The following is a 25,082-nucleotide window of genomic DNA, read 5'->3' as shown; positions in this document are numbered from 1 at the left end:
ATATTAATGATATCCTTTGCTCTTAAAGTACAGTTGTGTCACCATCCTCATTTAAGGTCACGCCGTATTGGCTTAATTGGTAATGATCTAAGTACTTGTGGATAGAGCCAAAAGTGGCAGTTGCAATTTTTCCTGGATGATCTTTGGTAGTTATCTCATCCATAAATATAGATCCAAGGGCTAATCTAAAGCGACTGGTTTTAAGTTGCTGAGCAGTAAAGTAAGCTCGAGTATTGGCTTTGAGTTTTAGTACATCTGTTGTTTGATAAATGGCGGCATTGAGCATATCTAAGGTATGTTCAGTGCAATTTTGCAGCTGGCTATTCATTGGGTTAGCTATTACTGAGTATTTAGGATTGTGTAACTTAGTATTGTCACCACTGGCGATTAGTTTTATTAGCTGGGTTTGGATTTCATCGCTAGGAATAATTATGCCTGCTTTTAAACTCTGTGCTCCCCAGAAAAAATCCACAGGATAGTCTTGTACAAGGTGACTCCTATCGGGTTTGCCATCGAGCTGATATAGATTGTGAATAGCGTAACCTTGGACAAATTCACCACTATCCAGTTGAATGTTTGAATAGACTGCAATCGCTGTGTGGGTAAAGAGAACACCTTTCGGTAGATCTTTCTCTGGTCGTCCAACTCGGGCAATGATAAATGCTCTTGCGCCTTTAGACGCGGCATATTTTTCAACATCTTTGGCAAATTTAACAATTTTTTCGGGGGCTAATACCACAGGGGCATTCGCCTGACTTCCTGCCCAAGTAGGAAGGCTAAACAAAGCCAGTAGTATAAATAGTCGGCTAACACACATAGTTTATTCCTTATAATCGTAATCAAAAGCCATCAATTAGTTTGGCTGCTAAGGTCTAATGAGTTATAACTCGGCGTTTGTTCTTAATAATGATCACTTGATCTGGAGCTGGATCTGCGGTGATTGTTGTTTCGGTGATCACCAAAGAGCGATGTCTTGTATGTGTATTGGCTGAATCTGCAAAAATGGCTCCGGTTTGAACACTGGCGGCGCCAGCTTTTAAGGCTAGGCTTCCAGTTACTACAAGTGGCACAGCAACCACTGCGCTGGCCACTTTAGCTGTAGATAAAGCGCCATGACCTACAGCTAAAACAGAATGTTTACTTGCTTGGCCACTATGGTGACTGGACCCTTCTGCGTGGGCAGTTGCTGAGGTAATGGCAAGAGTTGTAAATAAAGCAATAGTGGTTAGTTTCATTGTTGTTCCTTTATTGATTGAAGATTGAAAACTCGTGTTTGAACCCGCTACACATTAAGCTTTGGTATTTGATTGGTAAACACTAATGATATTTGTATACTCAAATAACACTTAAGGTATAGTTTAGGTATACCATCTTAACTGGGAAGCTTATGAGTCAAATCACTCAAGTCAGTCAAACTTTGAAACAATTATTGCGACAACAACAAATCACCTACAAAGATATTGCATTTAAGCTAGATATGAGCGAAGCCAATATCAAACGGATTTTTTCGACTCAAAACTTTACGTTGCAGCGTCTGGAACAGCTTTGCGATATTTTGCATATGCGCTTATCGGACTTGTTTATGCTAACTGAAAAACAAGTGCAGCAAATCAGCCAGTTGACAGCTGAGCAAGAAAACCAACTATTAGCTGATCCTAAGTTACTGTTAATCGCCGTATGTGTGCGTGATGCATGGAAATTTGATGAGATTATTGATTATTACGACATAGATAAACATCAATGTATTCAATTATTAGCAAGATTAGACAAGCTTAAAATTATTGAACTATTGCCCAACAACCATTTTAAATCATTGATTGCCCAAGATTTTAGATGGATACCTGGGGGCCCATTGGAAAAGTTCATGGAGCAGGAGGTTATGGTTAAATTTATGGCTCCAAAACAAAATGAAAAATGGTTGTTCCGTTTTTATTTACGGGGGCGGTACTCGCAATCATCTATCGAAATAATTCAGCGTAAACTTAATCAATTAACAAAAGAAGCAGCAGTGTTAAATCAAGAAGACGCGGACTTACCGCTAAACAAAAGACAACATATTGGTTTGTTAATGGCGATGCGTCCTTGGGAGCCTTCGTTATTTGAGAATATGCGCAAACAACGGGGTGATTCAACTACCTAAATATACGCAGATACTTCAGGTAGTTGCATGAGTAAAATCCAAGGGATTCTTATCTAGCGGTCCATCCTCCATCAATCACTAGTGCTTGGGCCGTGATGTTTCTGGCTTCGTTAGACAACAAAAATGCTGCAGTGGCTGCCAGTTCATCTATTCCGATAAAGGATTTTTTAGGCATAGGTGCCAACATGATAGTATCAACGACTTGTTGTTCGCTAATACCGTTTTCAATAGCTTGAGCCGCAATTTGGTTTTCTACCAATGGGGTTTTTACGTATGCTGGGCATAGTGTGTTGACAGTGACGTCACAGTCACCGGTTTCTAAGGCAAGTGTTTTGGCGAAACCCAATAACCCATGTTTAGCGGCTACGTAGGCGGACTTAAAGGGGGAGGCGACCACCGAATGCACCGAGCCTATGTTAATGATTCGACCATAATTTTGTTGGCGCATTTTTGGCAGTAACGCTTGGCTTAATAACGCTGGGGCAACTAACATAATGTTGATTAAAAGTTGCCATTTTTCAGGGGGAAAATCTTCTAGTTTACTCACGTGTTGTACGCCAGCGTTGTTGATCAACACATCGACTGTTAGTGGTTGTAGTTTGTTAGGCAAGTCGCTTACGTCTTGCAAATTGGTAACATCAAGTTTAATTGCTGCTGCACTCATATCTTGCTGCCGCAATTGCTCCATAGCGCTGGTTGCCGCATCAAGGTTGATATCCGCAATAATAATATGGTGGCCCAAAGCGCCTAAGTGTTCGGCAATTCCCAAACCAATTCCACTCGCGCCACCAGTAATTAGTACATTTTTGTTAGACAAAACTATTCTCCTAAATATCTAATTTTTGATTTAATGATTCAGCCATTTTTTTTACGGCTTCAATTTGTGGTGCATTTTGGGTGGCATACTCACTGCTGGTATAACCCCACCAATCCCAACATCCCTGGGGATTCAAAGGCATAAAAGTGGAGTTTTTGGTTTGCGGATAAAGAACAACTATTTGATTGTTGTCAGCCCAATTGTTTAAGCCATTGTGTTCGATAAATTGATTGCCGACAGTTTGATAATTTTGCTGACAGCCATGGAAACTAATATGTAATTGACAAGTTTCACCTGCCGCACAACTTTTGGGGACATACACAAATCCGTTGTCAGCTAAAGTGGTTGCTGGGTCGCCACCTAAGGATTGTTGATTAAATGACACAACTTTCCCGCTTGGCTGAGGATTTCTGGGTTGCAAATCTGTGTACAAAAATTCCAACATCTTTCCCGCTGCGTCATAATGACAATTGCCGATAAAGGGAGACTCTGACACATCACATTGCGAACCCGATGCTAGAGTGGGGAAGTGGTGAGCAAAAGGTTTTTCGTTCAGGTATCGCACATTGTCCGAGTCAATCCATTGGAGGTATTGCTGGTGTAAGGCTTGAGTGACTTCAATAGCAATTTTCGTGTCTTTGGTACCCCGTAATAGCCAAACTTTGCTGCTTTTTAGATTATCCAATTTTGCAATTTTTTGTTGCTTTTCGTAGGTTTCAGCTTGAAGGGGTAGATTCTGGCTAGTGGCATCGGTACTTTTGTTAACACACTGAGACAGGGCGGTTTTGATACTATTCTGCGCACAATAATAGGGGCCAGCCGCAATGATACCTGCCTTGGTGACCCAATCAGAATGTGCAATATGGAATTGATTTGCCATAAACCCGCCACTTGATAAACCAGATACGCCGATTTCTGTAAGGTCTAGATTGAGATTGTTTGCAAAAACTTGGCTATTACTAGCGAGTAAACCGCTTAACAGCAAAATGGTTATTTTTTTCATTTTGATACTCTTTAATGGCATAAATTATTGTTCAATAAATTCTTTAATTTTGAGGGCTTTTTCGCTAATGCCGCTGACACCGTTTAAATGGCCAGAATCACCTGTTAGCTCTTGCAATTCGCTCACCTTGCCTAAGTCTAAAAGAGCTTGGTTGGCGTTTTCGCTTAAGTAGGGCATCAGTAATAGATCATTTCCTGACGGTAAAAATAAGGTTTTAGCTTGGATAGTTTGCAGACCTGCGGTGAGGTTTGCACCGTGGCCGGCAATAAACAATTGGGATGCGCGTGTCAAATATAATAGATGGTTAGCATCGGATAGCTTAGCTCGTTGCTCTGCACGCTCCCTTAGCCAAGTTGTAATCGAAAAATTAGCCGTAATAGAGTGTAATGGTTCTGATTGTAACGGCTGGTGATTAACTGCTTTTGTTTTACCTACTTGATTAATCGCTATGGGAGTTAAGGCATCTTGGGTGATGAACATTAAGGCCGCAATTAATCCTTCAATGGGTGGGGTATGACCGTAATAATCGCCGTTTCGCCAATTAGGATCGAGTCGAATAGCAATTGCCCAACGTTCTAATAGAGATGTTGTCCAGGCGTCACTTTGGGCACTTCCTATGACGGATACCATTCTTGGTACCCAATCAGGATAGGCTGATGCCCAATCAATTGCTTGCATTGATCCCATTGATGCACCAATGACGCCATGCAGTGTCTTAATGCCTAAACTTTCGAGAACCAACTTTTGTATATTTACAAAGTCTCTAATAGTGACGACCGGAAAGTCCAATCCATAAGGCTTACCGGTATCGGGGTTAATTGTTGCTGGTCCAGTTGTGATGACGTTAGGATCGTTGGCTCCTAAATTGGCCAGGCTGTCGACACTAATTACGAAAAACTTATTGGTATCTATGGCTTTACCTGGACCTATTAGTGCATCCCAGTAACCGGCTTGTGGATCGTCTTTAGTGTATTTACCAGCGGCATGAGAACTGGCTGAAAAGTAGTGGGTAACTAAAATTACATTGTCTTTATTGGGGGTTAATTGCCCGTAACTTTCCCAACCAACCTGTACTTTTTTTATGGTTTTTCCATTGAATGTTTTGAAGTTTTCTGTCTCAAATTTTTGTTTAACTACCAATAACTCTGCGCTAGCAACTGAGCTAAATAGCAAAATCAGACACACCGTAAAGTATTTAAGGTGATGTGGTTTGAGTTGCGTCATATCAATTTTTTCCTAGGGATGATTTATATAAAACTAAATAAAGCGATTGCCAATGCCACGCCGCATAGAGGCACAACTACCGTTACTGCGCCCAACGCCCAATAGGCTTGTTGATGGGTTTCGTGGCATATTGCCCTGATGGTGGTGACCACATACCCATTATGTGGCAACGAATCTAATGCGCCAGATGAAATTGAAACAATGCGATGTAATTCATCTGGGTCGACCCCTTGTTCTAAATAGCCAGGTGCTAGAAGCGGTAATGCAATTACTTGTCCGCCTGAAGCCGAACCTGTTAGCCCGGCAATTACGCTGATAGCAATCGCGGCCCCAATTAACTCATTGCCAGGAATTTGTGACATGATTTCGACCGCAGTCTGAAATGCGATAGTTGATTTGGCAATGCTTCCAAATCCTACTACTGCCGCGGTATTACCGATTGCAATTAGCGCCCCAGTGGTGCCTGCGGTGACGGCATTTTCTAAATGATGAAAGTGTTTAAAATTAATGACCATTAAACTTAACACGCCGCCACCTAACGCCACTATTAGCGCCAGTTGCTGTAATGAATCATGTAATAGGAATGATAAAACCAGCACCACAAGCAGCGGAAAAATTCCGGTAAAAGGGTGGGGATAATCTCGTTCTGGGATTTCAGGATCATGGCTGCGGGTTTCAAACTTTTCACCATTGGCTACCGCTTTATTGATCATTTTGCGCATCCACCAAAAACCAAAGCTTGCCATAAAGATGGCGACCACTAAGCTAACTTCCCAGGCTGCGAAAGGTGAAGTACCCAAATATTTTATTGGGATCCAGTTTTGAATTTCGGGAGATCCAGCCGAAGTCATAGTAAAAGTCACAGAGCCAAAAGCCAATGCCGCAGGAATAAAGCGCCGTGGTAAGTTGGCGTCTTTAAATAGACTAAGTGCCATGGGGTAAACCGAGAAAGCCACCACAAAGACGCTTACACCACCATAAGTTAACACCGCACAAGCTAATACAACAGCAACCACTGCTTGTTGTCTGCCTAGCTTGCTGATGATCCACCTAGCTAACGAATCCGCAGCTCCTGTGTCTTCCATGAATTTGCCAAATAGTGAACCAAGCAAAAACATAAAGAACCAGGAGGCGATAAAACCTGAAAAACCTTGCATGTAACTGGTAACAAAGTTGCTATCTCCAATAAAAATTGGGAGACCGCTGGTTACTGCCACCAAAAGCGAGCAAAGAGGTGCGGCGATAAACAGATTCATACCCCGAATAGTGAGCACTATTAACAGTAGTAACCCACCAATGAGGCCAATTAAACTAAGCATATTATTTGATTCCTTTAATTTAAGTCTGTGACCGCAGCCCTAAATAGGATGGTGTAAGTGTGTGGCAAAGCGTCATTAATGCCCATAGTACTATGGTACTAAGGACATCAACTCATTTCTGGATTAAGGTTACTTAGACCGCAGCAAATAGAAAAAACAAAAACACAATCCAAGGACACATAATGAAAAATATAAATAACGCCGAAAGTTTGACTGCTACTAAACAACTATTTAAACACTCGCTTTGCGCCATGGCAGTAGGAGCTGTGTTGTTAAGCAGTGGTAACCTACAAGCACAGCAAAGTGAAGATAAAAAAGGCCTTGAACGCATTGAGGTGACGGCAAGAAAAACCACAGAAAGTTTGCAAGAAGTGCCAATAGCCGTCACCTCTATTGGGGAAATGGAACTCAACGAACTGGGTATCGCGGTTATCACCGAAATACAACAATTTTCACCGAATACAACGTTACAAAACAGTCGCGGTACTAACTCGACTTTAACCGCTTTTATTCGTGGTGTAGGGCAACAAGATCCTTTGTGGGGGTATGAACCAGGTGTGGGTATATATGTTGATGATGTATATATAGCAAGACCTCAAGGAGCGGTACTAGACTTGTTAGATGTGCAACGTATCGAAGTATTAAGAGGTCCGCAAGGCACACTGTATGGCAAAAATACCATAGGGGGTGCAATCAAATATGTCACTAAAGAAATGTCGGGAGACACCTCGGTGAATGTGTCTGCTACTTTAGGTAGCTATTCTCAGCAAGATCTTAAACTGACTGGGCAGTTACCCATTATTCAAGACAAATTATACGTAGGATTTGGTTACGCTTCGCTTAATCGTGATGGATTCGGTGAGTACTTAGAATCAGCACTTCCAGATCAAGATCTAGAGAACTACAACAAAGATTTGTGGGCGGCTCGATTTAATGTTGAGTTTCATGCAACTGAGGATTTGTTTTTTAGACTACGTTGGGACAAAACCGAAGATACGTCAAATTCTAAAGGCGGCTATCGATTATTACCGAGTCGCGTAACTGACGCACCTGTTCCAGATAGCGTATTTGATTCCTATACCAGTATGCCTACATACAACAAAGTGGAACTGGATGGCTACAGTTGGTTGGCGCAGTATGATGTAAGTGAAGCGCTGCAAGTTAAATATATTGGTTCTCACAGAGAGAGTTATTCACCCACCAATATTGATTTTGATAACACAGCTCTAGATATATTTGATGTACCAGCAGAATATACTGACAGTAATGATACTCACGAAATTAACTTAAATTATGCGGGTGATGGCTTTGGTATAGTGGGCGGTTTGTATCTTTATGATGGAGAATCTTGTGGTAATTTCGACGCTATTTTGGGGGTGTTAGGTCGAGCGGCGTTTGGTACGCCAGGACTGACACGAGAAGTGTCTGGTTGTAATAATAGTGAGAGCCAAGCGGCTTATGCCCAAAGTAATTTTGATGTGTCTGACAAGGTGTCTGTTTCTTTGGGATTACGTTACACCAAAGAAGAAAAATCAGCCTTTGTTAATAACGGCTTAGTGTTCGACAATGTTTATCCGTATTCAAATTGGATCCCTGGTTATGTGAGACCTGAAGGGGAACTGGTACCACAAGTGTTAGGTACTGACACCAATGGCGATGGTGTGTTAGATGCGCCAGCCACTGAAGATTGGTCTCGCCTAACGCCAAGTGCAAGTATTGAATATCAATACGCTCAAAATATTATGTTCTATGCCAGTTATGGCCAAGGTTTTAAGTCGGGTACCTATAATCCAAGAGCGACTATTAATGAACCCTCAGTTGATCCAGAGATAGTGGATTCTTTTGAAATTGGTATGAAAAGTGACTGGAATGACAATTTGCGCGCTAACGTCACCTTGTTCGCATTAGATCACAAAGACAGGCAATATATCTCTGTGTTACCAGTTAGTTCACCAGAAGATTTACAACAAATCTTGGGCAATGTTGGCAGTTCAACAGGGCAGGGTGTTGAAGCTGAAATTACTTACGCCGCTAGCGATGCCTTAACTTTTGATATGGCCTTAGGTTATATCGACGCCGAATTTGATGAAGTGATCCAACAAACAGAAGCGGGTCCGGTGGATATCTCAGATACTTTTGCAATATCCAACACCCCAGAATATACCGCTAACTTTGCAGCCAATTACATTTGGTCAAACGATATGGGGGATTTCGCCTTCAATGCTAACTACTACTATCGTGACGATTACACTATTACTGAAACATCAAATAGTCTAGTGACCCAAGACGGTTATGGTTTGTTTAATGTGAGTGTGTCTTGGTCTAGCACCGACGGTCAATGGTACGGCGGTTTACACGCTAAAAACTTAACCGACGAAGAATACGTTGTAGGTGGATATCAATTTGTTACTGAAAATGCTGATGATCCTACCGGCTACACCGCAGGCACAGGCGGTGATAACACCTTGATTGGTTATTATGGTGACCCTATGACGGTTAGTTTAACCCTTGGTTATAGGTTCTAATGTTTTCACTTAATTATAAGGCAGCTTAGGCTGCCTTTTTTGTGTTAACGCATTGGCTTCACTCTAAAATAATCATACTCTACTGGCTGTACTTATTAGTAATTGTCTTTAAAGGTTATATTAATGCACGCGAAAGCCATAGTGGCAGATGATCACCCCTTATTTCGCAGCGCGTTAAAACATGCTGTGCTAAATGTCTTAGGTGACAATATTTTAGAATCTGCAAATTTCGAGGAAACCTTAGATCTATTAAAAGATCATCAAAATATCGAATTGATTTTTTTAGACCTCAATATGCCTGGCAATCAAGGGCTCATGGGGCTGACCGTATTGCGTAATAACTATCCTGATGTGTTGGTGGTGATCGTATCTGCAGAAGAACGACCAGACATCATTAAAAAAGCCATAGATTTTGGCTCAAGTGGTTATATCCCAAAATCCACTCCTTTACCGATTATTACTCAAGCAGTAGAGCAAATTTTGGACGGTCAAATTTGGGTTCCCGAAGACATGCTCAATGAGGTTAAGCAACTAAATAACTCTTCGTATATTACTTTTGCTTCACGTTTAGAAAAACTCACCCCCCATCAGCTTAGAGTCTTACAGTTGATGGCTGACGGGTTATTGAACAAACAAATAGCGTTTGAATTACAGGTTAGCGAGTCAACTATCAAACAACATGTTTCTGCGGTGCTGAATAAGTTAGGTTTTAATAACCGCACGCAGGCTGGAGTAATGTTCAAAAGTGTAATGAGTACAGTAATAGGGGAGTAATTTGATGTGCTTCTTGACTCGCAATCGAAGAATCCGCTTGGTTATTTGCGTCACCTTTTACCGACTTTTAAGCTGAACTTTGCTCAAGTAAAACAAACAAGTTATACTAAAGTGTAACTTGTTCCCATGCCTATTAGTCATTACTATTTGCCGCGCAATTTCCAATTACCGTGTTGTTATGGAGTGTAAGATGCAAATGAAAGTAACCATAACTGTGCTGTTTTTCTTGGTATTGAATTCAGCATATAGTGTCGAAAATAAAGCCGAAAAAAGCACCGGAAAAATCACAGTGGCTTTTGGTGAAGTGCTGGCCCCATGGGTGATAGTCGATACCAATCAAGGTATCATTATCGATTTGTTAGAAGCCGCAATGGCGCCGTTAGGGTACGAAATAGAACCTCTTTATTTGCCTTATGCTCGTCGCAGTAGAGCTTATCAAAGCGGAGATGTGGATGTAGTTTCCGATATGAACATCAATATTATTGAACAGTACAATCTCCCTGGCTACCTCTCCGATATTGCTTATTCTTACGAAAATTTTGCCTTTAGTTTACGCAAGAATAACTATCAATTTACTCAGTTGAACGATCTCAAGAACCACAGTTTACTTTCGTGGCAAGATGCGGCAGTGCATTTGGGTGACGAGTACGCCAAGATGGTCAAGGATCATACCCACTACAGTGAAACCTTTGATCAAGCAATGCAAGTCAAAATGTTATTCTTAGAAAGGTTTGAAGTAATCCAAATGGATGCACATATTTTTGATTATTACCGTGCTCAACTGGTAAAAAATAATGAAATTGATTCTACACAAGAAGTAGACCGTTTTGCCTTGCTTGGCGATAGCCCTAATGGTTATTTATTCAAATCCGAAAAACTTCGCAATGAATTTAATCAGCAGTTAAATCAACTAAAATCCAGTGGTGCGTACGGAGCAATTCTTGCACGCTATAAGTAGCGTTAATACTGGGGTTGCGGCAGTAGTTATAACAAAAATGTCGCAACAAATATGACTGGAAATCACCGTTCCAAAAACGCTGTTGCTGGTTAACAAAGCGTCTGAAGGTAAAAATCACACTAGATTTGTAACCCTAGTGCGTTTGAGACCGGTTTAGTTATTGGCTGAAAAATAAAGGTAATACTAGGCTGGCACAGCGGTAATAACTTGGTTTTTCCCTTGAGCTTTGGCCTTATAGAGCGCGTCATCCGCTGATTTTAGTAGCTGATCTATATTGTTAGCACCATTAAACTTTACTTCAGCTAAACCAAAACTTGCAGTCAGAACAACAGAATTTAGTTCGGGTTTTAATGTAATCCGACTCATTCCATCACAAATTCTTTGACAGATTTCTTGGGCGCTTTTGATATCGGTATTATTTAATATTATGACGATTTCCTCGCCACCATAACGAGCAATAAAATCATCCTTGCGTAAATTAGCTTGCTTTAAATATTGTGCCACCGCTTTTAAACACTCATCTCCTACTTGATGTCCATAAGTGTCGTTAATTTTTTTAAAGTTATCGATGTCTAACATAACTAAGGCTAAATTTTTTGATTGTGTAATGGCTTCTGAAAATTGCAATTCAAAATAACTATCAAATGTTTGGCGATTGAATAGCCCGGTAAGGTGATCCGTTTCTGACAACTCTTTTATCTGATCATTTTGTATTTTCAAATATTTCGCTTTGTCTTCAAGCTCGCGATTGCGTGAAGACAATTCTTGGGTTTTTTCAGCCACTTCTTCCTGCAAGTTATCGGTTAGGTGTTCTGCTGTATCGAGTGCTGATACAAATCGTAGAGAGTGATATTGAGTTTGAGCGAACAAAAACAAAAACAGGGTATATTCTGCAAGATAGAGATTATAGGAGCTAGACAAGGCAGCGGTTACGTCATTGATCACCCCAAAAAATAGGATAAGACCACTAACAAACATTAGCGTCGAACGATGAGACTTATCTATTATTGAATGAATTATTAACCACAAAGTATACAGAGAAAATATTCCTAATATTACTTGATAATAGAGTAGGTAACTAACGACTTGTTGCAGTGATACTAAGAATGTGAAGCTAACTACAATTGCCACCACTGTATAACCTAATTTAATCATCAGGTCAGAGTACTTAGCTGGATACAGACATGAAAAAAAGTGCACTCCCGCTACTGCTGGCCACACTATAGTGATATATTCCAACCTTAATAAAACATCAAACAGGAGTGGGTCCCCTAAAAGATAGTAGGCATAATCGGTTGAAACCGTCGCCCTCAACAAAACAGTAAATGCAAACATCGCTAACAATAATAACACCCGTTCTTTTGGTCGAAAAATGAAGAACAGAATATTCTGAAATACCACCAGTAAACCAATCGCAATTAATGCAACTCGACTCGCTAAATCGGAGAGTAGGGATTTATTTGCCTGTTCAAGCTCGGTTACTTCGAAGGCTCCGTACATACCAGCACGGCTATATAATTGTGCGGACAGGTAAATAACTAGGGTGCCAGAGTCGTCATTTTTAGGTAACTGCAAAATATATGTCTTGAAGCGCATTTGTTGAGCATCGTATTCTTTTGCGATTTTGCCCGACTCGCCTAAATATTGAGTAACACCCGATTCGTCAATCCACCAAGCTTGCCATGCATCATTGACATTGCGCATCCGTATTACAGGTTCTTTGAAAGTACTCTTTAAATTTTTTAGTTTGAGTGCATAGGTACCAAAGCGATATTTATTTAAGGTTTTTTCATCCACTAAAGTACTGACAAAATTAGGTAACTGCACAATCTTGAACTTGGATTCTGGGGAATTAACTATGGCCAAAGGCGTCCATTCACCCCAGTTAAGCGCCCAATCTCCTGCAAGGCTAGCATTGCCATTTTTCAGATCTTGTCGGACATCGATACTTGGGATAGGCTGAGCAGATAAATGAGTTGTATTAAAAATACCTACACAATAGATGATTGTTAACACAAAGAGCTTTGCAATTCTCAATCTCACCTCTCATTTATTTATTAAAACCTATCATATCGGAAATATGCGAAATGGTATAATGCTATGTCAACGCAACACTAGCATAGCTAGAGTGTTTAATAATTAGTTTACATGATCTGTTTCAAAAAACGCTTTAATGCTGCGGGTTTTATGGGTTTTGGTAAGTAATGTAAATCTGTCTCTATAGCTTGGTTTCTTACATCTTCAGTTCTGTCTGCACTGCTTAACACGCCGGGAACATTGACCTGCCAATTTGTTCGCAAAATTTGTGCGGCTTGTATGCCTGTTGCCCCGTTGTCTAAGTGGTAATCGAGAAACAACATATCAGGGCAACGAGTGCATTTTGTTAAAGCTTCTTCGACGTTATTAAATGCAAAAATTGTTGCTCCCCAGCTTTTAAACAAATGTGTGACAGCCTGAATAGTATTCACATCGTTTTCGATGATCACTATCACTTTATCTTGAAGTAATACTGATGAATCGGCTGTTTTTTTAATTTGCAAAGAGTCGCTTTTTGTTAGTTTTGCTCCCATAGGTACGGAAACTTCAAAGCAGCTGCCATGGTCTAGTGCTGATGTTAAGTTGATAGGGTGCCGGAGTAGGGTACTAATACGCTCTACTATGGTAAGACCCAATCCTAAACCTTGGTTATTGTTTTGATTATCTAATTGATTAAATTCTTTAAATATTTCTTGTTGTTGTTCTTTAGCGATGCCTCTACCTGTGTCATACACCCTTATTTTTAGCTCTTGATTGTGCCGTTTGGCCACCACTAACACTTTTCCAGAGTCGGTATAACGAACCGCGTTTGAGATTAGGTTTTGTAACACGCGTCGTAGTAACTTTTTATCAGAAGTGACACAACTTGAGCAAGGTACATACTTTAACTGTATTCCTTTACGCTGCGCCAAAATGGAAAATTCGTGAACTAAAGGAGTTAACAATTCACTCAGTGTAAAGTGCTGAATGTTTGGGGTTAACACTCCCGAGTCTAACCTTGTCATATCTAACAGAGTAGAAAGAAGTTCCTCAGCGTTATTCAAAGACTGAATTAAGTTATGGCTCATGTCTGTAATGTCTTGATTCGGGGCTTTTTCTTTAATTAGAGAAGCGAATAAGCTCGCGGCGTTAAAAGGTTGCATTAAATCGTGGCCTGCCGCTGCCAGAAATTTACTTTTACTATCGTTAGCTTTTTCGGCTTCTTGCCTTGCTCCGTCAAGCGCTATGTTAGCCGTTTCTAATTGAGCGGTGCGTTCAGCGACCCGACTTTCTAAGTGTTGTTTAGATTGTTGTAGTTGCTGCTGAATATTGATGTGGTCGGTGATATCACTGTAGGTTGTAACAAAACCTCCGCCAGGTAGAGGGCTACCGTTTACTTCGATTGTTTGTCCGTTTTCCTGTTCGCGCAGAAATTTGTAATGGCTTCCGATTCGCATGTATTGCATACGTTTTTCGATTTCGGAGTCTATTTTCGCCTTCTGGCCGAATAACCCTCGATGGGCATTAAATAATAATAAGTCTTTAATCGGTATGCCAACGCGAATCAAACTGGCGGGGTAATCGAACAATTCTATATAACGTTGATTCCAAGCCAATAGAGACAAGTTTACATCGACTACACATATACCTTGTTGAATATGTTCTACTGATGATTGTAAAACCTCGTGATTAAAGTGAAACGTATGACTCGCTTCTTCGACTAGCTCCACTAACTCTTCGATCGCTACATCTTTTTTCTCGGCTATTGCAGAGAGTAAAATTCTTGCGCTTACGTTACCCACCTGATTAGCAATTTCGTTTTCTATATTGGCTAATAATTTAGGGCTAGCGTAGGCCGATGATTGCTCGATTGGTAGATTGTCGAGTAAAAACTGATGGCGCTCTTTGTCCAACACTTTTTCTGTAACCGCAAGTAGTTTAGATATCTTAGTCGCTTGGTTTAACGTAGAAAACGCCTGTTCTTCCTGTCCGCCTATTTGTTGATCTTTGTTGGTGGGTAAAATCAGACTAAACACGACGAAACAAAACGTATTAACCAATAGACTGAGCACAAATCCAGACGCGAGCTGCAAGTCATCGGGTGGTGGATCAAAGTAGTAACTGGCGGTAATACTTGGCCAAAGTAACCAATATGCCCAACACAAGGCGCCAGATATCAAAGCTATCATGGCAGCTGTTTTATTGCGTTTCGACCAATATAAACCACCAACAATAATAGGCAGGGTTTGTGATAGTAATGCGATCGCTATTATGCCACTTTTTACTAAAGGTGCGGTTTGACTAATATCCAAGTGATATAAATAGGCAATACTCATTACAATCACTACAGTGGCTCGGCGCGTAAACAAAACGGCTTTGGGGGTAAGATTATGTTTTTGTAGCCGCTGTAGTTGTATCTTTAAGCGCAGTGGTGTGACTAAGTTATTGGAAATCATAATTCCCATCGCAAGTGTTGCCACTATTACCATGCTGGTGGCCGCAGATAAACCACCTATAAACGAGATAAGAGCGACACTGATACTGCCACCTTGTAACGGCAATGCAAGGGCATAAATATCGGTATTAACCTCAGTGGATGCATCAAATATTACATGCCCAGCGATTCCAATGGGTAGAATAAACACTGTTATCAAACATAAATATAGAGGAAACACCCAACGGGCTGTTCTTAGTTCTTCACTACCGTTATTTTCCACAAAGTTGATATGAAACTGGCGTGGCAAACAGAACATTGAACACACCCCTAATAACATGTGACTGAGATATACCCATATAGCCGAGTCAGATTCGATGATTTGTTGACTTTTAGGATGTAATTGAGCTTGACCGAACAAATCTAAAACGCCGTTAAACATCACATAACAAACGTATACACCAACTATTAATAGGGCCAGAAGTTTAACCACAGAAGCGAAAGCAACAGTCAGCATTAATCCTGGATGTTTATCGCTGGCACTGAGGGATTGAGTCCCAAACAAAATGGCAAAAAGTGCCATGAAAATAGCAACATAGGCACCTACATTACCACTCCAATTAACGTCGATGCCCACTAAAATCGCCACACTTTGGCTGACTGAATCAAGTTGTAATGCGATATAGGGAATCACTCCGACTAAACATAATAACGTGACTAGTGCGGCGAGTAGATAGGATTTTTCGAAGCGCAGACTAATAAAATCTGCTAGGGAGCTCACCTGGTGTTGGTGGCACAGTAAACTGATTTTGCGTAGTACCGGATGCGCAAATAGGAACACGAGTATCACACCTAAATATGTTGGCATAAAAGCCCAACCATATTGCGTCGCTTGGGTGGTAGTACCAAAAAAAGCCCAGGACGTGCAGTGTACACCTAAAGCTAAACTGTAGATAAAGGGGTGTTGCTGCTGACCTTTGTAGCGTTTATCCGCCCAAAACGCTAAGGCAAACAGAACTAATAAGTAGCAAAGTACTAGTGCAGAAACACTCCAAACATTTATCATAGGCTAATAAAAATAATCCAATAATTCAGTACTTTACCCTTACTGGGATAAATATGAAAGATGACATATTGAGCGTTAGTCACTAGTTTTTAAAGATAAATCGCAAAAACATCAATTATCTACCCTTGAAGCTTATAAATGTAACCCCATTACTAGTGGCAGTTGAAAATTTGCTTAAAGAGTATACGGAGCTAAGCATGTCAAATGAACACACAAACCAGCATGAAGAAGAGTTAGAAGCTGGTGCAGAAGTCGAGCAACAAAACGCTGAACAAGAAGTCGTTGAGTTAACTGAAGATCAGCAACGTATTGCTGAGTTGGAAGCCGCAGTTATTGCTGCAGAAACTAAATTTGCTGATCAACAAGATTCAGTTTTACGTTCGATTGCTGAAGCTGATAACGCTCGTAAGCGAGCTCAAGGCGAAATTGATAAAGCGCGCAAGTTTGCATTAGAAAAGTTTGCCGGTGAATTGTTGCCTGTAGCTGACAACTTAGAGCGTGCGATACAAGTGGCTAATCCAGAAGATGAAGCCATAAAACCAATTGTTGACGGTGTTGAGCTAACGCTTAAGTCGTTTATCAGCACAATTGAGAAGTTTGGAATGACAGTGATTGACCCTCAAGGTCAACCTTTCAACCCTGAACAGCATCAAGCTATGTCGATGCAAGAAAATGCGGAGTTGCCACCTAATACAGTTATGGCAGTGATGCAAAAAGGGTATGAGATTAATGGCCGTTTGTTGCGTCCTGCCATGGTCATGGTGACTAGAGCGCCAGAGGGCGGTGTAGATACTCAAGCTTAATTTCCGTTCTTATTTTATAAGTATGGTGTGAGCAAAAATAATTAAGGTTTTGTGCGGGTTTATTTTCAATAAGATGTTGAAAATATAAATAATAACCCCACAAAGTGTACAAGCTTTTAAGAACAATTTTTTGGAGACAAACTAATGGGTAGAATCATTGGAATCGATTTAGGTACTACTAACTCTTGTATAGCAGTATTAGATGGCGACAAAGCCAAAGTATTAGAAAATGCAGAAGGGGATCGTACTACTCCTTCAATCATCGCTTACACTAATGACGGTGAAATTTTGGTTGGACAACCGGCTAAGCGTCAAGCGGTGACTAATCCACAAAACACTTTATTCGCAATTAAGCGTTTAATTGGTCGTCGTTGGGAAGATAAAGAAGTACAACGCGATATCGACATCATGCCTTTCAAGATTGTTAAAGCTGACAATGGTGATGCATGGGTAGAAACCAAAGGCGAAAAAATGGCGCCACCGCAGATTTCTGCTGAAGTGTTGAAAAAGATGAAGAAAACCGCTGAAGATTATTTAGGCGAAGAAGTGACAGCAGCGGTTATTACCGTTCCTGCTTACTTTAACGATTCACAACGTCAAGCAACTAAAGATGCGGGCCGTATTGCTGGTCTTGAAGTGAAACGTATTATCAATGAGCCGACAGCTGCGGCCCTTGCTTACGGCATGGACAAGAAAAAAGGCGACAGCGTTGTTGCTGTATACGATTTAGGTGGTGGTACGTTTGATATTTCAATCATTGAAATTGATGAAGCTGATGGCGAACATACATTTGAAGTACTGGCGACTAACGGTGACACACACTTAGGTGGTGAAGACTTTGATAACCAAGTGATTAACTACTTGGTAGAAGAATTTAAGAAAGACTCAGGCATGGATTTACGTAAAGATCCACTTGCTATGCAGCGTTTAAAAGAAGCGGGTGAGAAAGCTAAGATTGAATTGTCTTCAGCACAGCAAACTGAAGTGAACTTGCCTTATATCACTGCTGATGCATCAGGTCCTAAACACCTTACTATTAAGTTGACTCGTGCAAAACTTGAATCGCTAGTTGAGTCTATGGTTAAAGCAACACTAGAGCCACTTAAAAAAGCACTAGCTGACGCCGATTTATCTGTAGGTGATATCAACGATATTATCTTGGTTGGTGGTCAAACACGTATGCCTCTAGTTCAGAAATATGTAACTGAATTTTTTGGCAAAGAGCCACGTAAAGACGTTAACCCTGATGAAGCAGTTGCAGTTGGAGCGGCGATTCAAGGTGGCGTATTGTCTGGTGATGTGAAAGATGTATTGTTACTTGACGTAACACCGCTTTCTTTAGGTATCGAAACTATGGGTGGTGTAATGACTACTCTAATCGAGAAAAACACTACTGTACCTACTAAAAAGTCCCAGACTTTCTCTACAGCAGAAGACAACCAGTCAGCGGTAACGATTCACTGCCTGCAAGGTGAGCGTAAGCAAGCTTCAGGTAATAAATCTTTAGGTCAATTTAATCTAGAAGGCATTCGTGCTGCACAACGTGGTGCACCACAAATTGAAGTGACTTTTGATATTGACGCTGATGGTATTTTGCATGTGTCAGCTAAAGATAAAGATACAGGTAAAGAACAAAAAATCACCATCAAAGCCTCTTCAGGTTTGACTGATGAAGAAGTAGAACAAATGGTTCAAGATGCTGAAGCAAACAAAGATGCAGATGTGAAATTTGAAGAACTTGTTCAAGCTCGTAACCAGGCTGATGGCTTGATTCACGGTACTCGTAAGCAAGTTGAAGAAGCTGGCGATGCGTTAAGTGAGGAAGACAAAGCTGAAATTGAAACCGCTGTAGTTGCTCTTGAAGGAGCAGTAAAAGAAGGTGATAAAGAAGCGATTGAAGCGAAAACTCAAGAGCTTATTCAAGCGTCTGCCAAGTTAATGGAAGTGGCGCAAGCTAAAGCTGCCTCTGAAGGTGCTGCTCAAGGTGGTCCAGAAGCAACTGACGCAGGTGCTAAATCACAAGATGATGATGTAGTAGATGCTGAGTTTGAAGAAGTAAAAGAAGACGAAAAGAAATAATTTTTTCGACTTAAATGGCTGACTCCTTAGTGAGTTGGCCTAGCTCGGCGCAACAGTGAATTCTGGGTGCGCCTTGTTTGTATTAAAAGCTAGTCATTTTATGGCTATGGCAAAATAAGAACTAGATACCGCAGGATAACGAATCGAGATGTCGAAGCGAGATTATTATGAAGTGTTAGGTGTGGACAAAAGTGCCACCGAACGCGAGATAAAAAAGGCTTATAAACGCCTAGCGATGAAATACCACCCAGATAGAACTCAGGGTGATAAAGCTATGGAAGAAAAATTTAAAGAAGTGCAAGAAGCACACGAAATGCTTACCGATTCGCAGAAACGTGCTGCTTATGATCAATATGGTCATGCCGGAGTTGACCCAAATCGCGGCGGTGGTGGTCATGGTGGTGATTTTGGCGATATATTTGGTGATGTTTTTGGTGATATTTTTGGTGGTGGACGAGGAGGCGGCGGACGTCAATCTCGAGCTCGCCAAGGTTCTGATCTACGCTATAACTTAGAGCTTTCTTTAGAAGAAGCAGTAAAAGGTAAAAACGTCGAAATTCGCGTACCAACCTTAGTGGGTTGTGAACCCTGTAATGGTTCTGGAGCGAAGAAAGGCTCAACCCCAACTACTTGTCCCACTTGTCACGGCCAAGGCCAAGTGCAAATGCGTCAAGGCTTCTTTGCTGTTCAGCAAACTTGTCCCACTTGTTCTGGGAAAGGCAAAATTATCTCTGACCCTTGTAAGTCTTGTCACGGTCAAGGTCGCGTAGAAAAAACCAAAACCTTATCGGTTAAAGTACCAGCCGGTGTTGATACCGGTGATAGAATTCGTCTTTCTGGCGAGGGTGAAGCCGGTGAAATGGGTGCACCAGCAGGTGACTTATATGTACAAGTACATGTGCGTGAACATAAAATATTTACCCGTGAAGGTAATAACTTGTACTGCGAAGTCCCTTTAAGTTTCACTCGAGCCGCTTTAGGTGGTGAGATTGAAGTCCCTACCTTAGAAGGCAAGGTTAAGTTGAAGGTGACTGCTGAAACTCAAACTGGCAAAATGTTCCGCCTGCGTAATAAAGGTGTTAAGTCCGTTCGCAGTGGTAGTGTAGGCGACCTAATTTGTAAGGTGGTCATTGAAACTCCTGTTAATTTAAGTTCTCGTCAAAAAGAATTGTTAGATGAATTGGAAAGCTCGATGGGAACAGGCAAAGACGTTGCTAAAAACCGTCCCAAAGAAAGTGGTTTCTTTGATGGAGTGAAGAAGTTCTTTGATGATTTAACTAATTAATTTAGTCATCAATAACTGATCTTAAAGCCGCTATTTTAGCGGCTTTTTACTACATCCAAGACTTTTGACTGGACTCAACCTGATACAGCCCTTGGTCAATTAATTCGTAGGCTAGTTTTTCATTGATCATGGGGATCTTTAATGAGCCAGAGGCGAGCACAAATTTTACTGTGGCTAGTAGACGTCGTTTCATAAGCAAGTTTTGTTTGAATTGAATTTGCTGAAGTTTATAGATAGGAAAACAATAATAATCGACACCGACTAAACCTTTTCTTAGATATACAAAATTTTTGTCTCTCGCAATACCCCAACGTTTCCAACGTAAAACAACTAACCCGCATAGTGTCACAAACAAGATACTGGCCAACAAAGCTAAGGTTAGTTTTCCATTTAACAGTGTAAAACTTAAACCTATTAGCCACACAGGCATAAAAATATAAACAATATTACGGAAAATAAAGCGTTTACTAATGGCTTCAAATTCATTGTTAATGACTAAAACTTTAAGGGAGTTTTCAGGGTAGGCGTCATCTATCAGTGCCTGAGACTCTTGGGGTTTAATAGAGGGGACAATTATTTTACTGCTGGAAGCAGACGAATCGAGGTTTTTGCCAAAGGAACTACTTTGTTCAAAATAGAGGTTAATCCGTTTGAGTAATACGTCTAACCAATCTTGTTTTTGCACCACCATTTGTAAACGACTCAAACTCATACTGACTTCGTGTTTAGTGAATAGGCCGCTTCGTCTTATATACTTGTCAGCGAGTTTATTTAGGGTGTAACCATAAAAACTAATAATTGCACCTATTACTGAAAAGCTCACTAATAGCAACATGATTAACATAGTGAATGAAAGGGCATACAAGGCTACTTCGAGTATTGAATGGCTTTGTAGACTAAATAACTCGGTTAAATTAATCCCTAAACTCGTCAAGCCTTCGCCAATATAGTTGAATATTCTGTCGTAAAAGGGAGCTAATCCTCCTAAAAATATCCAAATTCTATTACTGGTAATACCGTGAATGACTAGATCAGATAATTTTCGGCGGTTGAGCACTATTTCCTGCGTTGCGTTGTTTGGTGCAGATTCACTTTGAAACTCGTTACTATCAGCTGTTGGGTGTTGTTGCTTGTTGAGTGCTTCGCTATTTTGTCCGTGTTGCTGTATTTGAGACTTTAGCTGTTGCGCATAATCTAGTTTTATCGCTATTAATTTGGCTTCATTCTTAGCCGAGCCAGCGGTATCGAGTTTTAAACAAGCATGACCGCTAAAACGATAATATATAGGTTGTTCTATTTTGACATTCTGAACTCGGGAAAAGGGCAGGTTGAGATGTTTTTTGTTGAAAATCCCCGAACGGATCTCGATGTTATCGTCTGTTAATCGATAGCGGTATACTTTGAAACTAATAAAGGCGAAAACTGAAAGCAGTGCCAATGCGAATAAAATACCGGGTAACCAAATAAAGGGATGTTCCAGTATACTTTTATAACTCACTGCAATTGCAGGTATCAAAAAGATAATATTGCTAAATAGATGTTTAAATACACTTACCCCAAAATATAAAATCGCTATTGGCGACAAAACTTGCCAATTGTTTAAATTGTGAGGGTTATCTGTGGGTGCTGTGTTTTCGATTGAAGATAACTTGTTGCGACTATCCATGTTTGACCACATCTTTGTGTTGCAATATAAATTGACGTATCTGTTGCGCTATTTCTAGGGGTAACCCTGGAATTTCGAAGGTATGCATTTCACCTCCTGCACTGAAAACTTGTAACTTGGCAATGCCTATTTTTCGATCGATAGGGCCTCGCTTCAGTTCCATGTGCTGAATCCGAGTAATAGGTTGACTTACTACTTTTCGAAAAAACAAGCCACTGGAATAATGTAAATCCAAATCCCTCAATGAATAAGATTTAACCCTATCTCCGGCGTATATGAACCAAGTGAACAGTGCCCCTAACAAAGCGACAGCCCATGTAAAGAAAGGTAGAAAGTTTTGTAAACCAGCAGGTAAATCAACAAAGGGCTGCAAATAAATAAACGATGCAATAAAACAAACAATCAAGATAAGGCTTAAGTTTATTACACGGTTGATGGGTGCATATTTTGCTGATAATGGTTGTTGTTCTAGTTTTGATATTGTTGGTAGTTGCTCAATAGTAACGATTGGGTTACTAAAATTACTTTCTGACATGAGTCGTCCATAAATAGTGGTAAAATTATTGGAATAAAACCAATACTATCTGACTTTACCGATTAGTGCTGCTTCGCTTATACAAAGCAGAGGTTAGTTATACAAAAAAGTTAATTTTTGAATACTGCAACAAAGACATAATTCAGGCACAATCGCTTCACAAACTTTCAACGAAAAAAATTTAATCACTATGAGTAATATAGCTATTTTTGGTGCTAACGGTCGCATGGGTAGAGTCTTGATAGAGGCAATCGATTTAAGTGCGTCTGATAAGTTGACTGCAGCTACCGTGCGAGCATCGTCATCTCTTGTGGGAACAGATGTAGGAGAACTTGCTGGCATAGGTAAAAAAGGCGTGTTGGTGTGTGACGATTTATCTGCGAAGGTCCAACAAATAGATGTATTGATTGATTTCACCTTACCTGAAGCATTAACAGATAATTTAGCTTTTTGTGTTGCTCATAAAAAGCCTGTCATAATTGGTACGACCGGATTAAATGCACAACAAAAGTCGATGTTAGATTCTGCTGCAAAACTCATCCCTATTGTTTTTGCGGCAAACTACAGCGTCGGTGTGAATTTAATGCTGAATTTAGTGAGAAAAGCTGCGGCTGTGATGGCTGAAACCGCTGATATCGAGATATTGGAAGCTCACCATAGATTCAAAAAAGATGCCCCATCTGGTACAGCAGTGGCTATTGGTGAAGCGATTGCCAATGAAATTGGTAGAGATTTATCTGAATGTGCTGTTTACGGAAGAGAAGGCGAGACGGGTGAACGTGATCACCAAACTATTGGCTTTGCTACCGTCAGGGCTGGTGATGTGGTGGGTGAACACACCGCCTTATTTGCCGATTTAGGTGAAAGATTAGAAATTACACACAAGGCTTCAAGTCGATTAACCTTTGCAAAGGGGGCTGTCAAAGCCGCCGATTGGATCATTAATCAGCCAGCAGGTTTGTATGATATGGAAGATGTACTAGGTTTTAAGACGCGGTAGTTTATATTTATAGAATGACTGCTTTTACCCCTTATGTATAAAAAATATGGTTAAACGGTTATTTATGCAATTTTTATAATTGTGAATAGACCTGAAACACCCTTGTATGTATAATATTGCGAATTTGCCAAAATTCAGTGGAGTCGTTTAGATTTTACGTTTTTATAATTTGCAAATTGACTAAATGTTCATTTAAATCATATGTTTATATGGATATCTTTGGACTCTTTTTACTGATTTTTAAATCGGAGTCCTAGGTTAAAACCGTTTAATATCTAACCTGGAGGTTGATTTGGCTAATTCTGCCCTTTTAGTACTTGAAGATGGCTCTGTCTTTAAAGGTACTGCAATTGGAGCTTCTGGTGTGTCGGTTGGGGAGGTTGTTTTTAATACCTCAATGACAGGTTATCAGGAAATTCTAACTGACCCTTCTTATGCAGAACAAATTGTCACTCTTACTTACCCACATATTGGTAATACGGGGATAAATTCTGAAGATTGTGAATCAAATAAAATATGGGCTAAAGGCCTAATCATTCGTGACTTACCCTTGATCTTAAGTAATTTTCGTAGCGAGCAAAGTCTATCTGAATATTTAGAAGAAAATAATATTCTGGGCATTGCGGATATTGATACGCGAAGATTAACCCGGATTTTGCGAGACAAAGGCGCGCAAAACGGTTGTATCATTGCTAGTAATACCCTTGATGATATTCCATTAGATGAATCTAGCGCTTTAGCTCAAGCCCAAGCCTTTTCAGGGCTTAAGGGGTTGGATTTAGCTAAAGAGGTGACTAGCGATGAGTCTTACCAGTGGAGTGATGGTAGCTGGACCCTTGAACAAGGTTTCAAAGGCGCATTAGAAAACCCAGAGTTTCACGTAATTGCCTATGATTTTGGTGTGAAACGCAATATTTTGCGTATGTTAGCCGACCGTGGTTGTAAGTTGACTGTTGTTCCAGCTAAAACAACAGCCGATGAAGTGTTAGCTTTAAAACCAGACGGCGTGTTTTTGTCAAACGGACCAGGTGACCCAGAACCTTGTGTTTATGCTATCGAAGCCATCAAACAATTATTAGAGACAAATATTCCGATTTTTGGTATTTGCCTAGGGCATCAATTATTGGCGTTAGCCAGCGGCGCAAAAACAGTGAAAATGAAATTTGGGCATCACGGCGCTAACCATCCTGTTAAAGACCTCAAAGGTAATCGCGTTATGATTACCAGTCAAAACCATGGGTTTGCGGTCGATGAGAATGATCTGCCTTCTACATTAGAAGTGACCCACGTGTCATTATTCGATAAATCCCTACAGGGAATTCATCGCACAGACAAGCCAGCGTTTAGTTTTCAGGGGCACCCAGAAGCCAGCCCTGGGCCACATGATGCCGCACCGTTGTTTGACCATTTTATAGAGTTGATGCAGCAGAGCCAATAA

19 protein-coding genes are annotated in these 25,082 nt (G+C 40.6%); 9 read left to right on the top strand and 10 right to left on the bottom strand.

Annotation, left to right across the window (positions count from 1 at the left end; translation table 11 throughout):
* Positions 1-22: 22 nt before the first annotated feature.
* Positions 23-817, bottom strand: a complete 795-nt coding sequence (locus KO534_RS00630; protein WP_215926130.1) for a DUF2145 domain-containing protein — start codon at positions 815-817, stop codon at positions 23-25.
* A 55-nt stretch (positions 818-872) separates the two neighbouring features.
* Positions 873-1,235 carry a hypothetical protein gene (locus tag KO534_RS00625; protein WP_215926128.1) on the bottom strand — a complete coding sequence of 121 codons (363 nt, stop codon included), beginning with the start codon at positions 1,233-1,235 and terminating at the stop codon, positions 873-875.
* A gap of 152 nt (positions 1,236-1,387) precedes the next feature.
* On the opposite strand from KO534_RS00625, the gene KO534_RS00620 reads away from it, so the two are divergent.
* Entirely contained in the window at positions 1,388-2,140 is a 753-nt protein-coding gene (locus tag KO534_RS00620) for a helix-turn-helix domain-containing protein (protein ID WP_215926126.1), read from the top strand.
* A 49-nt stretch (positions 2,141-2,189) separates the two neighbouring features.
* Here KO534_RS00620 and KO534_RS00615 read toward each other — a convergent pair whose 3' ends face one another.
* From KO534_RS00615 to KO534_RS00600, 4 genes are read right to left on the bottom strand one after another with little or no spacing between them, the layout of a single operon-like run.
* A complete protein-coding gene (locus tag KO534_RS00615) occupies positions 2,190-2,957 on the bottom strand; it encodes a 3-hydroxybutyrate dehydrogenase (protein WP_215926124.1) in 768 nt (255 codons plus the stop codon).
* 10 nt (positions 2,958-2,967) lie between these two features.
* Positions 2,968-3,960 (bottom strand): extracellular catalytic domain type 2 short-chain-length polyhydroxyalkanoate depolymerase, encoded by a 993-nt coding sequence (locus KO534_RS00610; RefSeq protein ID WP_215926122.1) that lies wholly within the window; start codon positions 3,958-3,960, stop codon positions 2,968-2,970.
* A 24-nt stretch (positions 3,961-3,984) separates the two neighbouring features.
* Positions 3,985-5,184, bottom strand: a complete 1,200-nt coding sequence (locus KO534_RS00605; RefSeq protein ID WP_215926120.1) for an E22 family MetX-like putative esterase — start codon at positions 5,182-5,184, stop codon at positions 3,985-3,987.
* Between the two features lie 23 nt (positions 5,185-5,207).
* Positions 5,208-6,503, bottom strand: a complete 1,296-nt coding sequence (locus KO534_RS00600) for a GntP family permease (protein WP_215926118.1) — start codon at positions 6,501-6,503, stop codon at positions 5,208-5,210.
* Between the two features lie 182 nt (positions 6,504-6,685).
* Between KO534_RS00600 and KO534_RS00595 the strand changes: the two genes are divergently transcribed.
* The 3 genes from KO534_RS00595 to KO534_RS00585 all read left to right on the top strand — a co-directional run bounded on the left by KO534_RS00595 (position 6,686) and on the right by KO534_RS00585 (position 10,760).
* Positions 6,686-9,028 (top strand): TonB-dependent receptor, encoded by a 2,343-nt coding sequence (locus KO534_RS00595; protein ID WP_215926116.1) that lies wholly within the window; start codon positions 6,686-6,688, stop codon positions 9,026-9,028.
* Between the two features lie 123 nt (positions 9,029-9,151).
* On the top strand, positions 9,152-9,802 hold the full coding sequence (locus tag KO534_RS00590; protein WP_215926114.1) for a response regulator: 651 nt from the start codon (positions 9,152-9,154) through the stop codon (positions 9,800-9,802).
* A gap of 190 nt (positions 9,803-9,992) precedes the next feature.
* Positions 9,993-10,760: a substrate-binding periplasmic protein gene (locus tag KO534_RS00585; RefSeq protein WP_252731859.1), complete on the top strand. Its 768-nt coding sequence runs from the start codon at positions 9,993-9,995 to the stop codon at positions 10,758-10,760.
* A 183-nt stretch (positions 10,761-10,943) separates the two neighbouring features.
* Here KO534_RS00585 and KO534_RS00580 read toward each other — a convergent pair whose 3' ends face one another.
* Both KO534_RS00580 and KO534_RS00575 read right to left on the bottom strand, forming a co-directional pair.
* The gene (locus KO534_RS00580) at positions 10,944-12,797 is read right to left on the bottom strand and encodes a sensor domain-containing diguanylate cyclase (RefSeq protein ID WP_252731857.1); all 1,854 of its coding nucleotides are present in this window, start codon (positions 12,795-12,797) and stop codon (positions 10,944-10,946) included.
* Positions 12,798-12,904: 107 nt separating this feature from the next.
* On the bottom strand, positions 12,905-16,276 hold the full coding sequence (locus KO534_RS00575; protein ID WP_215926110.1) for a PAS domain-containing hybrid sensor histidine kinase/response regulator: 3,372 nt from the start codon (positions 16,274-16,276) through the stop codon (positions 12,905-12,907).
* 197 nt (positions 16,277-16,473) lie between these two features.
* Here KO534_RS00575 and grpE point away from each other — a divergent pair, with 197 nt between their 5' ends.
* The 3 genes from grpE (at position 16,474) to dnaJ (ending at position 20,443) form a co-directional block, all read left to right on the top strand.
* Positions 16,474-17,079, top strand: coding sequence for a nucleotide exchange factor GrpE (grpE, locus tag KO534_RS00570; RefSeq protein ID WP_215926108.1), 606 nt, complete (start codon positions 16,474-16,476; stop codon positions 17,077-17,079).
* A 144-nt stretch (positions 17,080-17,223) separates the two neighbouring features.
* Positions 17,224-19,158 carry a molecular chaperone DnaK gene (gene dnaK, locus KO534_RS00565; protein WP_215926106.1) on the top strand — a complete coding sequence of 645 codons (1,935 nt, stop codon included), beginning with the start codon at positions 17,224-17,226 and terminating at the stop codon, positions 19,156-19,158.
* A gap of 148 nt (positions 19,159-19,306) precedes the next feature.
* On the top strand, positions 19,307-20,443 hold the full coding sequence (gene dnaJ, locus KO534_RS00560) for a molecular chaperone DnaJ (protein ID WP_215926104.1): 1,137 nt from the start codon (positions 19,307-19,309) through the stop codon (positions 20,441-20,443).
* 49 nt (positions 20,444-20,492) lie between these two features.
* On the opposite strand, the gene KO534_RS00555 is transcribed toward dnaJ, so the two are convergent.
* Together KO534_RS00555 and KO534_RS00550 are read right to left on the bottom strand one after the other, a co-directional pair.
* Positions 20,493-22,109, bottom strand: coding sequence for a PH domain-containing protein (locus KO534_RS00555; protein WP_215926101.1), 1,617 nt, complete (start codon positions 22,107-22,109; stop codon positions 20,493-20,495).
* On the bottom strand, positions 22,102-22,644 hold the full coding sequence (locus KO534_RS00550) for a PH domain-containing protein (RefSeq protein WP_215926099.1): 543 nt from the start codon (positions 22,642-22,644) through the stop codon (positions 22,102-22,104). The genes KO534_RS00555 and KO534_RS00550 overlap by 8 nt, the downstream gene beginning before the upstream one ends.
* Positions 22,645-22,834: 190 nt before the next feature.
* Between KO534_RS00550 and dapB the strand changes: the two genes are divergently transcribed.
* Complete coding sequence (gene dapB / locus KO534_RS00545; RefSeq protein ID WP_215926097.1) at positions 22,835-23,644, top strand: 4-hydroxy-tetrahydrodipicolinate reductase; 810 nt, start codon at positions 22,835-22,837, stop codon at positions 23,642-23,644.
* 292 nt (positions 23,645-23,936) lie between these two features.
* Positions 23,937-25,082 carry a glutamine-hydrolyzing carbamoyl-phosphate synthase small subunit gene (carA, locus tag KO534_RS00540; RefSeq protein ID WP_215926095.1) on the top strand — a complete coding sequence of 382 codons (1,146 nt, stop codon included), beginning with the start codon at positions 23,937-23,939 and terminating at the stop codon, positions 25,080-25,082.

It is taken from the genome of Paraglaciecola arctica, assembly GCF_018861065.1.
GTDB lineage: Bacteria > Pseudomonadota > Gammaproteobacteria > Enterobacterales > Alteromonadaceae > Paraglaciecola > Paraglaciecola arctica_B.
The sequence above is the reverse complement of the archived record's forward strand: the minus strand, read 5'-3'. Positions and strand labels throughout refer to the sequence as shown.

Bases quoted from the DNA above. Each gene is read 5' to 3' on its own strand.
- KO534_RS00595 (WP_215926116.1), top strand. From the start codon at position 6,686: ATGAAAAATATAAATAACGCCGAAAGTTTGACTGCTACTAAACAACTA.
- KO534_RS00610 (WP_215926122.1), bottom strand. From the start codon at position 3,960: ATGAAAAAAATAACCATTTTGCTGTTAAGCGGTTTACTCGCTAGTAAT.
- KO534_RS00575 (WP_215926110.1), bottom strand. From the start codon at position 16,276: ATGATAAATGTTTGGAGTGTTTCTGCACTAGTACTTTGCTACTTATTA.
- KO534_RS00605 (WP_215926120.1), bottom strand. From the start codon at position 5,184: ATGACGCAACTCAAACCACATCACCTTAAATACTTTACGGTGTGTCTG.
- KO534_RS00550 (WP_215926099.1), bottom strand. From the start codon at position 22,644: ATGTCAGAAAGTAATTTTAGTAACCCAATCGTTACTATTGAGCAACTA.
- KO534_RS00625 (WP_215926128.1), bottom strand. From the start codon at position 1,235: ATGAAACTAACCACTATTGCTTTATTTACAACTCTTGCCATTACCTCA.
- dnaK (WP_215926106.1), top strand. From the start codon at position 17,224: ATGGGTAGAATCATTGGAATCGATTTAGGTACTACTAACTCTTGTATA.
- KO534_RS00555 (WP_215926101.1), bottom strand. From the start codon at position 22,109: ATGGATAGTCGCAACAAGTTATCTTCAATCGAAAACACAGCACCCACA.
- dapB (WP_215926097.1), top strand. From the start codon at position 22,835: ATGAGTAATATAGCTATTTTTGGTGCTAACGGTCGCATGGGTAGAGTC.
- grpE (WP_215926108.1), top strand. From the start codon at position 16,474: ATGTCAAATGAACACACAAACCAGCATGAAGAAGAGTTAGAAGCTGGT.
- KO534_RS00590 (WP_215926114.1), top strand. From the start codon at position 9,152: ATGCACGCGAAAGCCATAGTGGCAGATGATCACCCCTTATTTCGCAGC.
- KO534_RS00630 (WP_215926130.1), bottom strand. From the start codon at position 817: ATGTGTGTTAGCCGACTATTTATACTACTGGCTTTGTTTAGCCTTCCT.
- KO534_RS00585 (WP_252731859.1), top strand. From the start codon at position 9,993: ATGCAAATGAAAGTAACCATAACTGTGCTGTTTTTCTTGGTATTGAAT.
- dnaJ (WP_215926104.1), top strand. From the start codon at position 19,307: ATGTCGAAGCGAGATTATTATGAAGTGTTAGGTGTGGACAAAAGTGCC.
- KO534_RS00600 (WP_215926118.1), bottom strand. From the start codon at position 6,503: ATGCTTAGTTTAATTGGCCTCATTGGTGGGTTACTACTGTTAATAGTG.
- KO534_RS00620 (WP_215926126.1), top strand. From the start codon at position 1,388: ATGAGTCAAATCACTCAAGTCAGTCAAACTTTGAAACAATTATTGCGA.